This is a genomic window from uncultured Fretibacterium sp. (assembly GCF_938040765.1).
Taxonomy (GTDB): domain Bacteria; phylum Synergistota; class Synergistia; order Synergistales; family Aminobacteriaceae; genus CAJPSE01.
This window is the reverse complement of sequence record NZ_CALIAA010000176.1, coordinates 1-3,581: the sequence shown is the minus strand read 5'-3', so window position 1 is coordinate 3,581 and position 3,581 is coordinate 1. Positions and strand designations below refer to the sequence as shown.

Below are 3,581 nucleotides of genomic sequence, written 5' to 3'. Positions count from 1 at the left end.
GTCCAAATAGGCGGTGATGCGCCGTACCGCAGGAATCGACGCCTGTAGAAGGACGGATGCCGAGGAACGCAGCTTTGCGAGGCAGGAGAGTACGATATTCTGAATCGTCAGGATATCCGTAGCCGCGACGATGCTCTGGACGATAAGTTCCTGTGCGGCATTCCCCAGGAGGGGGCGGAACAGGGGGGATTCGAAGCAGGTCCTTTCCAGGGAGAATACGATGTTGATGGCAAGGATTCGGTAGACGTTGAGGGGGAGCTTCCGCTCAAAGAATTTTGCGATGTCGTCCAGAGCCTGCTCGAGAAGTCGAAGATCCCCAATCTGTATGCTTTTGCGAAAATCCTCCAGCGCTTTTTCCGGGAAGCCCTCCATCAGGGACGGCGAATCCGCATTGTCCGCGCGGCGAGTTTGGACGGGAGGCAGACAGGCCCTCAGCACGGAGAGAATTTCGCGGTTCGACGAAGGCTTTACCAGATAGGCATCGACCCCGCAGCGGATGGCTTTTTGTGCAAACTCGAATTCGGCGTAGGCGGAGTTGAGGATCACGAAGGTTTGGGGCAGGTGGTGTTTGATCTTTTCCGCTGCCTGGAGCCCGTCCAGGAGGGGCATGCGTATGTCCAGAAGAGCCAGGTCCGGCCGATGAAGCAACGTCAGCTCAACGGCGGACAGCCCGTCCTCCACACTCGCCACCACGCTGTAGTCCCCGGTTCCTTCGATGAACTGCGTAAGGTAATTCCTTTCTATGGCCTCGTCTTCGGCGATCAATATTTTATACATCCTGCTGTACGTCTCCTTGTATTGCTCCGGGTGCTTCGCGCCTGTCAAAAGAGGCCGGCCCTTATGAGGACTATGATAACAGTGATGCCCCAAGTCGTGTGCGGTCGTTGTTTTGAATCGGGATGGAGCAAAGCGCCGGACGACGATGGTTTCGCCCTCAATCTTCCGATTTTACGGCTTTTTTTTGCCAAAAAACGGAGGGTGAATTTTCAAGTGACCATAGAAAAACCTCGGCGGCGATTGAAACGTGCGGGGCTTTCTGCAAGAATTTCAGAAAGGGACGTCCCTTTGCACAGATTATACCGATGTGGAGGTTGGATGCAATCATGAAGGTCAACGATCGTTATTGCTCGTTCTATTACGAGCTCGATGAGGATTACGGCGAAATTGTCATCGACGGGAGCAGAACGGCACTACTTATCGTGGATATGCAATACCACTTCCTTACCCGTCCCGACACAAGCGGCATGAGTGAGAGGGAAAAGGCCTATTATGCGCGCTGGGAGTACTTTTACGATCGAGTGGACAACGAGGTGATTCCCAACAACGCACGGCTCCTTTCCGCGTTTCGGGAGAGGAAGATGCTTGTCGCTCACGCCCGCATAACCGGCCAGCTCGCGAATGGGAGGGATCGGTCCCTGGATCAGAAGGCCACGGGATACAACGAATTGCTCCTGCTCGACGGAAATCCCGCCGGCGAGATCGTCGCTCCGTTGGCTCCTCGCGAAAACGAATTGGTGGTCAGGAAGACGACGGACAGCGCCCTTACGGGGACGTCTCTCCGGCTGATGCTGCACAATTGCGGCATCGATACGGTGGTCGTGACCGGGGTCCTGACCGATCAGTGCGTGTCGGGGACCGTTCGCAGCTTGGCCGACGAGAGCTTCAAGGTTTGGCTCGTAGAGGACGCCTGCGGGGCATCGACGCGTGAGATACAGGAGCACGAACTCTCGGTGCTGAATAACATCTATTGCCACGTGGTCAGCACCGACGAATTGATCGCCGCCTTGTAGGAGGAAGAACATGAACGACAGCAAACTGAAGAGGAATCTGAGCTTCGTACAGATGATCGCAATATCGTCGGGAGCCGTTATCGGAGGCTGGCTTGCCGAGGCTCCCTACTGGTTTCAGACCACGGGGGCGGGGGCGGCTTTCCTGTTTCCCCTTCTTGCCCTTCTCCTTGTTCCCGTAGGCCTGGCGTTCGGCGAGCTGTCCGCAATGCTACCCTTTGCTGCGGGGGTGGATGCCTGGACCAGCAACGCTTACGGCAACAAAATGGGATTTGCGACTCAGTGGATGATGTTTCTGATTCAGGTCGTGGAGCCCCCGATGATGGCCTTCATCTTCGGAACGGCCATCAACCATTTCTATCCCTTGAATAGCGATCAGATGATGATGGTGGCGATATTCTCCGTCACCCTTTGGTTCGTCCTCTCCAATTTCAACATCAGCCTGACGGGGAAACTGTCCAACTTCTTTTTCTTCTCCATGATCGTCATCTCGCTTCTGGTCTCGTCCTCCTTTTTCCTCAGCGGCCACTGGAGTATGGATCACATTCGTCTGAACCAGGGCTTTTTCCCGAAGGGAGGGTATGGAATCTTCATTGCGATGGCCGTATTCTCGCTCAAGTTCATCGGCTTTGAAATGACGCCCACCCTGATAGAAGAGACCAATTTTCCGGCCTCAAAAATATGGAAGGTTATCCTTGCATCGCTCTTCATCCCCGCGCTGCTTTACAGCTTTGTCGTGCTGGCGATGGGAGGCATGGCCCCGTGGCATGAAATTGCCTCGATGAGCATGCCTGAGCCCGAACTGGTGGCTCGCTTCGGGCTGCCCGCGATTCTGGGGATCCTCGCCATTGTCTCTGGCCTCATGCACGCTTTCACCACACTGATGGGGTTCTGGACGTCCAGCGCCCGGGTGCTCTATGGCGCCGCGCAGCTGAACCAGCTTCCCAGGGGATTCATGAAGGTTAATCGCTATGGTCAGCCGTTCTTGGCCAATGTTGTGGTCTACATGTTCTCTTTGTTTTTCTGCTTTTTCAGTGGGGACAACTGGGTGCAGTACATCTATGCCATCTCCAGCATTGCCGCAGGGGTCGTCTATTTCATCTCCTGTCTCGATGTCGTACGCCTCAGGAGGCTTCATCCCGAGTGGAAACGTCCTTTCAGGGCACCAGGAGGGTTTCCGATGTTCCTGGTCGGCATGGGGATCTCGATTTGGCTGGTTATCGGGGCCTGTATGGAGTTGGATGCGGGAGGTTATCTCTCTCTTCTGCTCTTCTTCGGCCTTGGAGTCGTTGTCTTTTGGGTGGCCGATTCTTACAGGAGAAAACAGGGACGCGAGTTGACCGCGCTGACCCCTGAGGATATCGGCAGGGAATAGAGTCGAGCCTGGAGGCTGCCAATCCGTCGATAGGGATTTTGCGTCCCTATCGACGGATTTTTTTCAGTACATGCTCTGGTTTCTGTAGTCCTGCAGCAGCTTGAGGTGCCGTTCCTCCTCGGCCAGAATGGCTTCGAAGACCTCCGGGGCCTCGGGCCTGAGGATGCTGCGAATCTCCCTGACGTAGGATGCGGTGTCCTTTTCGAGCCGTATGGCGAAGTCGAGAGCCTGCTGCCACGCCTTTTCGGTGTCCTTGAGGATGGGCCTGAACTCCTCGAAGGCGAAGCTCTGACGGATCAGGGTGTCCAGGTGCCGGATGCGCTCCGGTCCCGGGACCTCCTCCTCGGCGAACTTGCTCTTGAGGGCGGCGTACAGGTTCCGGTGCTCTCGCTCCTCACCGCCGAGCTGCTCGAAGAGCT

The 3,581-nt window shown here is 55.9% G+C and carries 4 protein-coding genes; 2 read left to right on the top strand and 2 right to left on the bottom strand.

The annotated features are described in order from the left end of the window. Nucleotides 1-777, bottom strand: a 777-nt coding sequence (locus Q0176_RS06240; RefSeq protein ID WP_299300327.1) for a response regulator, incomplete at its 3' end; no start/stop codon positions are given. Nucleotides 778-1,103: 326 nt separating this feature from the next. Between Q0176_RS06240 and Q0176_RS06235 the strand changes: the two genes are divergently transcribed. After that, nucleotides 1,104-1,790 (top strand): isochorismatase family cysteine hydrolase, encoded by a 687-nt coding sequence (locus tag Q0176_RS06235; protein WP_299300325.1) that lies wholly within the window; start codon nucleotides 1,104-1,106, stop codon nucleotides 1,788-1,790. A gap of 10 nt (nucleotides 1,791-1,800) precedes the next feature. Further along, entirely contained in the window at nucleotides 1,801-3,162 is a 1,362-nt protein-coding gene (locus tag Q0176_RS06230; RefSeq protein WP_299300323.1) for an APC family permease, read from the top strand. Nucleotides 3,163-3,225: 63 nt separating this feature from the next. Here Q0176_RS06230 and Q0176_RS06225 read toward each other — a convergent pair. Then, a partial coding sequence (locus Q0176_RS06225; protein WP_299300321.1) for a hypothetical protein occupies nucleotides 3,226-3,581 on the bottom strand: 356 nt, incomplete at its 5' end.